This is a genomic window from Micromonospora saelicesensis, assembly GCF_900091575.1.
In the GTDB taxonomy this organism is placed as follows: Bacteria; Actinomycetota; Actinomycetes; order Mycobacteriales; family Micromonosporaceae; genus Micromonospora; species Micromonospora saelicesensis.
The window spans coordinates 335,223-341,749 of record NZ_FMCR01000002.1 but is presented as its reverse complement, the minus strand read 5'-3'; the positions used below and the strand labels follow the sequence as shown (position 1 = coordinate 341,749).

Annotated in this window: 8 protein-coding genes and 1 pseudogene; 1 reads left to right on the top strand and 8 read right to left on the bottom strand. The window is 71.6% G+C overall.

What is annotated here, in order from left to right; genetic code table 11:
• The 7 genes and pseudogenes from GA0070561_RS33910 to GA0070561_RS09500 all read right to left on the bottom strand — a co-directional run.
• Window positions 1-432, bottom strand: a pseudogene (locus GA0070561_RS33910) (hypothetical protein); the annotation flags it as partial.
• Window positions 407-889: a phage tail protein gene (locus GA0070561_RS09525; protein WP_030327509.1), complete on the bottom strand. Its 483-nt coding sequence runs from the start codon at window positions 887-889 to the stop codon at window positions 407-409. The gene GA0070561_RS09525 and the pseudogene GA0070561_RS33910, both read right to left, overlap by 26 nt.
• A gap of 1 nt (window position 890) precedes the next feature.
• Window positions 891-2,150: a phage tail sheath subtilisin-like domain-containing protein gene (locus GA0070561_RS09520; RefSeq protein WP_091398487.1), complete on the bottom strand. Its 1,260-nt coding sequence runs from the start codon at window positions 2,148-2,150 to the stop codon at window positions 891-893.
• Window positions 2,151-2,173: 23 nt separating this feature from the next.
• Window positions 2,174-2,872, bottom strand: coding sequence for a carboxypeptidase-like regulatory domain-containing protein (locus GA0070561_RS09515; protein ID WP_091398483.1), 699 nt, complete (start codon window positions 2,870-2,872; stop codon window positions 2,174-2,176).
• The gene (locus tag GA0070561_RS09510; protein ID WP_091398481.1) at window positions 2,869-3,477 is read right to left on the bottom strand and encodes a glycine zipper family protein; all 609 of its coding nucleotides are present in this window, start codon (window positions 3,475-3,477) and stop codon (window positions 2,869-2,871) included. Before GA0070561_RS09510 ends, GA0070561_RS09515 begins: the two co-directional genes overlap by 4 nt.
• Window positions 3,478-3,488: 11 nt before the next feature.
• Window positions 3,489-3,824: a hypothetical protein gene (locus GA0070561_RS09505; RefSeq protein WP_091398478.1), complete on the bottom strand. Its 336-nt coding sequence runs from the start codon at window positions 3,822-3,824 to the stop codon at window positions 3,489-3,491.
• A 144-nt stretch (window positions 3,825-3,968) separates the two neighbouring features.
• Entirely contained in the window at window positions 3,969-4,751 is a 783-nt protein-coding gene (locus GA0070561_RS09500) for an LppM family (lipo)protein (RefSeq protein ID WP_141710339.1), read from the bottom strand.
• A gap of 170 nt (window positions 4,752-4,921) precedes the next feature.
• Here GA0070561_RS09500 and GA0070561_RS09495 point away from each other — a divergent pair, with 170 nt between their 5' ends.
• On the top strand, window positions 4,922-5,386 hold the full coding sequence (locus tag GA0070561_RS09495) for an NUDIX hydrolase (RefSeq protein WP_091398473.1): 465 nt from the start codon (window positions 4,922-4,924) through the stop codon (window positions 5,384-5,386).
• Here the strand turns inward: GA0070561_RS09495 and GA0070561_RS09490 are convergent.
• Entirely contained in the window at window positions 5,356-6,519 is a 1,164-nt protein-coding gene (locus GA0070561_RS09490) for an FAD-dependent oxidoreductase (RefSeq protein WP_091398471.1), read from the bottom strand. The genes GA0070561_RS09495 and GA0070561_RS09490 overlap by 31 nt on opposite strands.
• Window positions 6,520-6,527: the final 8 nt, after the last annotated feature.

Here is a 6,527-nt window from a genome sequence, read left to right as displayed (position 1 = left end):
ACGACCCGTCGTGTCGGGGGCACGACGACCCGTCGTGTCGGGGGCACGACGACCCGTCGTGTCGGCGGGGAACGTGGCGTCCTCTCGGACGGGCTGCGCCGGTCGGGTCACCGCGGCCCACCGGTCCGGACCGTCCTGGTCGAGCCGTTCGGCGAAGCCGGGCCAGCCGGCGGCGTCCTCGCGCCCCTCCGCAGGCTCGGCGGCGGGTGGATCGAGGTCCAGGTCGTGCAGCAGGCCGGGCGCGTGGGCGGCGACCAGGTCCAGCCAGTGCCGCGGCGGCTCCCCGAAACGGCGTGGTGTCGCCTCGGATGTCTGCGACGGCTGCGGAAGGTGGCCGGCGGGCTCGACCCGCCCGGCGAGGCGCTGCACCGCCCCGGCCGCCGAGCGCAGCCGGCCGGCCAGCCAGCTACGCGGGCGTCGGCGCGGTGGCACCGCCGGTCTCCAGCTCCAGGCCCTCGTAGCGCAGGGTCAGCGAGGCGATGGCGATCTCGTGGCTGAGGGTGTTGAGGTGTGCCCCGCGCCACCGGGTCGGCCAGGCGTCGATCAGGTTCCAGCGCAGCACCTCGGCCGTCCCGACCGAGTCGAGCAGCACCACCGAGACGTTGCGCCGGTTGAGGGTGCCCTGGGCGGTGGCGTTCACCCAGTCCCACAACTCGCGGGAGGCGGTGAGGCCGAAGTGCAGCGTCACCGGCTCGTACTCGGCCTGACCGGGCACCATCCGCATCCGACCCAGGCCGTGCTCCCGGTACGGCTGCCCGGGGATGTTCACCTCCAACCCGGTCATCTCGGTGAAGTGGCCGTTGGTGACGCCGTTGATGAGCAGTCGGAAGTTGTACGCCCGGTACGGGTCGACCGGGGCCCCGGGTTGCGGGGTGGCGGTGGTGGGCATGTCAGCCTCCGATCGTCTCGGTCTCGGTGCCGCCGGCCCACTGGCTCAGCTTGAACACCACGAATTCGGCGGGCTTGACGACCGCGATGCCGATGTGGGCGATCACCATGCCCGCGTCGCGGACGTCCGGCGGGTTGGTCTCCTCGTCGCACTTGACGAAGAACGCCTCCTCCGGGCTGCGCCCCAGCAGCGCGCCGTCGCGCCACACCCGGGTGAGGAACGCCCCGATGTCGCGCCGGATCGAACGCCAGAGGGTGAAGTCGTTGGGCTCGAACACCATCCACCGGGTGCCGTTGGCGATGGCCTGCTCGATGGCGATGCTGAGGCGTCGGACGTTGAGGTAGCGCCACTCGCTGGCCTCGGCGGCGAGCGTACGGGCGCCCCAGACGCGGATGCCCTCGCCGGCGAAGTAGCGGATCACGTTGACGCCCTTGGGGTTGAGCACGTCGTGTTCCGGTCGGGTGACGAGGTAGCCCAGGTCGACGGCGCCGCGCACCGGCTCGTTGGCCGGTGCCTTGTGCACCCCGCGCAGGGCGTCGGTGCGGGCCCAGATGCCGGCCAGGTGCCCGCTCGGCGGGGTGAGTTCCAACTCGCCGCTGATCGGGTCGCGCACCCGCAGCCAGGGGTAGTAGAACGCGCCGAACTCGGACTGTCGCGGCCGGTAGGCGGCTCCCTCGTGGCCGCCGGAGCCACCCGGCTGGGCCGGACCGCCGCCGGGACCGCCGGCCGTGCCGCCCGTACCCTCGGCGGGCTTGGGGGGTTTGCCGGAGGACGGCGTGGCGACCCGGGTCAACGCGGAGATGTCGTCGATGTCCGGTGCCGGGTCGCAGATCGCGACCATGGTGCGGGTGCGCTCGGCCATGCTGAGCAGCGCCTCGTGCGACACCACGTCGTGGAAACCGGGCGCGGCGATGATGGAGATCTCGTCGACGGCCTCCAGTAGTTGCAGACCGCCACGCCGCTGCCCGGTGCCGGTGATCGCGCCGCCCTCGCCGACGTTGACCACCCAGCAGCGGGCACCCCCGTTGTCCAGGAAGCCGAAGACCGCCCGGGCCAGCGGGGTGCTCTCCACCCCCTCCCCACCGGCGAAGAGCCGCAGGAATTCCGTCCAGTTGTTGACCGGCACCGCCTTGCCCAGGTGGGCGGAGCGGTCCGGGGCGACGCCGACGAAGGCGGCGATGCTGGTGCTCGCCGGCCCGATCGGTCGGGCGCCGCTGGGGACCTCCTCGACATAGATGCCGGGGGAGAAGTAACTGGGCATCGGTCCTCCTGTGCCAGTGGGTGTCAGTGGGTCGGTGGCGCGCAGACGATGACGATGTCGTCCTCGGCCGGGTCGACGTCGGCGGTGAGGACGAGTCCGCGTCCGGTCAGCCGCAGCCGGACCGGGCTCGGGTGCTCGGGGTCGTGCGGGACGCCGACGATCAGGAACCGGCCCTCGGTGTCGGTGCGGGTGGCGGACCCGGTGCCGGGCAGCTCGACCCGCATCGCGGCCAGTGGCTGCTCCTGGGGGCCGACCACCCGCCCACTGAGGCTGCGTACGTCGAGTTGCCGCAACCGCAGCGGTTGCAGCACCGGCGGCGCGGCCGGAGTCGGGTGGTCCACCTGCGCCGCAACGTCGATCAGCAACGCCGGTCGGGGTGCCGTACCGAACGCCGCCCACAGTGGTGGATCACCGGCTTCCAGCACGACCGGGTAGCTGCCGTCGCTGGTCGCGGCGGTGAGCACCCGGTCCAGCCGGGGCAACCCGGCCGGACCGGTGACGCAGAGCAGGTGGCGGACCGTGAACCGGTACGGTTCGCGGACCGCGCCGCTGGAGCGGGTCTGCCGGGCCGGGCGCAGCTCCATCGGCCAGAGGGTGAGGCCGTCGGCGTCGTCGCACGCGCGGGGCGGGCCGACCGGGACCGGTTCCCCCGCCGCGGTGGTCACCCAGGCGACCAGCTCGGCGGTGGCGGTCTCGATCGGTCCGCGCCCGTGGGTGGTCATCGCGGCGGCGTCCCCTGGATCCGGTACGCGATGGCCTCGTTCCACACGTGCGGGTAGACGCCGATTTCGAAGTACCGGGTGAAGCGGTTGATCGGCGCGTTGGTGTGGTCGTGGTAGAGCAGCCACACCGGCGCGATGGTGAACAGGACGTAGTTGGCCAGGACGAGGGGGATGTAGAGCGGCCCGAGCAGGCGGCCCTGGAAGATGTGCACGTCCTCGTGCCGCTGGATGCCGGAGCTGGAGCCGGCGCAGACGGTGCCGATGGTGGTGGCGTAGCGGGGCGAGACCCCCTCCACCACGCTGACCCGACCGCTGTTGAGTGACGTGGGCCGGTCCAGTGAGTGCCCGAAGATCAGGTGCACGGTCAGGTAGATGGCGCCGACGACAGTGTTGAGCAGACTCCAGGTGTGGTCGACGACGAAGAGGAAGATGCCGCGGGCGTCCGAGGCGTACACCCCGGCGGAGGCCACCGACCAGCCGAAGACCGCGCCGACCACCAGGCCCACGACGGCGCCGATCAGCAGCCCGATCGAGCCACCGGCGAGGAAGCCGAGCAGTGCGGCGAAGCCGACCTGAATGGCTGCGCTGAGAATTCCGAAGACCATGACAGCACCCCTCAGACCCAGGAACGGAAGACTCGGGGCTCACGACCGCTCGCGACCTGGGTCGGCGTCGCCTGTCGGTTGCCGGGCGGGAACTGGTTGACGCCGAGCGCGGCGGAGAAGATGACCAGCGCGTTGAAGAACGCGATGATCCACTTCTCGCCGCCGGCCTCGTCGGCGAACGCCGCTGTCACGTAGGACAGCAGCAGCGCGATGGCGATGGCAATCCACTTGCGGAGCTTGTCGCCGCTCGGGCCGATCAGCCCGCCGATGACGTTGGTGGCCAGCAGGGTCGCGGCGCTCGCGCCGGCGATGGTCCCCAGGGCTGCCCAGGTGAAGAGATCGTTCATGACGATCCCCCTTCTGCGATGGTGCGACCGGGATGTGGTGGTGGTGAGGTCCGGTGCTCCCTGCGGGGAGCACCGGGGCCGGTCGCCGTCGTTTTGGGGGCGGCCGGGGCCGGGCGTGGCCGGCTGAGCCGGCCACCAGATGGATCAGCCGGGCCCCGGGGCGCCGGCGGGCGGGCCCGGCGGCGGGGTCGGACCGGGTGCAGCCGGCACCGCGGGGTGACGGCGGCGAACCAGGAGTACGCCCACCGCGGCGAGCAGCAGCAGGAGGAGGACACCGCCGACGACCAGCAACCAGGGGAATCCGCCGTCGTCCTCGTCGCCGGCGGCGACCGGCGAGGTGGACGGTCGTGGTGGCGCCTCGGCCACGGCCCGCAGCTCGGCTGGCTTCTCCTGGTTGGGATCGACCTTCCAACTGACCGAACGGCCGTTGACGGTGCCATTGCTGTCGATCACCCGGCCGGGAAATGTCACCGAGATCTCGAACGACATGAGCTTGAGGAACGCCTGTTGGTTTTGCGGATTCTGCTCCGCAACCTTTCCGCCATATTTTTTGGGATCGAGCGGCAGCGTGAAGCGGTAAAGATCGCCGTCCCTGACCAGTTTCACGCTCTCGGTGTCGAAACCGGCCAGCGGCGCCTTGCGGTAACTGATCTGGGAGCCGTAGAAAGTGCCGTCCTGGTAAAGGGTCTCCTCACCCGCCGGTAGGGCGGGGATGTTCTGCCGCAACTCCGCGAAGGCGACCGGGAGGTTCTTGTTACGCCCGCTCAGCACGGACTTCTGGGCCGTCAGCAGGAGCTGCCCGTCGACCGTGTCGTCGGCGTTGACGGTCAACCCCATGTTGAGTTGCATGCAGCCGCTCAGCGCGGCGAGAAGAAGGAGGCACACCGCGACGCGGAGTGCCCTACCGCGGTTGACTCTCCTGTTCATGGGCTCAGTGTGTGTGATCGCTTTCATCATCAGCAGTCAGCGATCGGTCACAACGAAGTCGCCGATTGTACCGGCGCACTGTCGCCTTTGATTAGCCCCGACGGCGACCCGAATGACTATTCTGGAGCTTTGGGGCCATGACGGTTCGTCGTCGGCCGTAGTCTGGTCGGATGAGAATTGTCGCGTGCGTCCTGCTGGTAGATCCCGACGGGCAGCTGCTGTTGCAACTGCGCGACGGCGACGCGACGCACCACCCGAACGTGTGGGGGCTGCCCGGCGGCCACGGCGAGCCGGGGGAGACACCGGAGCAGACCGCCGAGCGGGAGTTGCTGGAGGAGACCGGCCTGCGGGCCGACGGGCCACTGCGCCCGGTCGCCGTGCAGACGCTGCCAGAACTGGCCCGGGTGAAGCACTACTTCCTCGGCAGCACCAGGGCCCGGCAGGAGGACGTGGTGCTCGGCGAGGGCGCGGCGATGCTCTTCGTCCCCGGTGCCGAAGTGCTCGACGGTCGTCAGTGGACGCCAGGCACCGTGGAGGTGTTGACCGAGTTCCTCGCCTCGGCGGAGTACGCCGCCCTGGCCACCGGCCGGATCACCGGGCCAGCTCAGCCCGCCGGCGGTCGCCAGTCCGCGTAGCGGGCCATGCTGCGCAGGGCTACCCGGCCCGGGGTGAGCCGCAACGCGATGTTCCGCATCGCGAACGCAATCGGGTTGTGCAACTGCTGTCCGAACCGCCCCGCGACGTAGGAGGCGCGGGCAACGGACTGACTGCGTGGTCGACGCTGCTCGTCGTACGCCGCCAGGGCGGCGGGCACTCCCTCGGCGCCGCCGGCGCAGACCGCGCCGAGCACCACCGCGTCCTCGATCGCCTGCCCGGCGCCCTGCCCGAGGTTGGGTGTCATCGGATGAGCGGCGTCGCCGAGCAGCGCCACCCGGCCCCGCACGTACGAGGGCAGCGGCTCGGCCAGGTAGTGGATGTCGTTGCGCAGCACGACGTCGGGTGGGGTTGCCGCGAGAAGCGCCGGAATCGGGTCGTGCCAGTCGCCGAAGCGCTCCCGCACGGCCGCCAGCTCGTCGGGGGCGTGGCCGCCGGGCGGGGCGTTCAGCGCGCCGTACCAGTAGAGCTGGCCGTCGCCGATCGGCACCATGCCGAACTCGGCCCCCGGCCCCCAGGTGATGGCGGCCGGGATCGGATCGGGAAACGCAATGGCCGCCCGCCACGTCGTCGAACCGGCGTACACGGTGCCGGGGTGGTGCGGCCAGAGCTGGGCGCGGACCCGGCTGCGCAGGCCGTCGGCGCCGACCACCAGATCGGCGGTGAGGGTGTGTGTGCCGTCCGGCCCCTGGTAGCGCACGTCGGCGCGGTCCGGGCCCGACTCGACGTGATCCACCGCGGCGGAGGTGTGCAAGGACGAGGCCGGCAGGGCCTCGCGCAGGGTGCGGTGCAGCGTGGCCCGGTGCACGCCGAGCGCCGTGGTGCCCAGTTGCCGGACCATCTCCGAGGCGTCCACCCGGGACAACCACCGGCCGTGCCGGTTGCGGATCCCGCCGGGCGCCTCGCCGTGTCCGCCCCGGCGCAGGGCCGGGCCGAGGCCGAGGGAGTCCACAGCGCGCACCGCGTTGGCCATCAGACTCAGGCCGGCGCCGACCTCGCGCATCTCGGGGGCGCGCTCCAGCACGGTGACCCGCCACCCGTGTCGGTGCAGGGCGAGCGCCGCGCTCAACCCGCCGATGCCGGCGCCCACCACCACCGCGTGTGAGTCGACCATGTCGATCC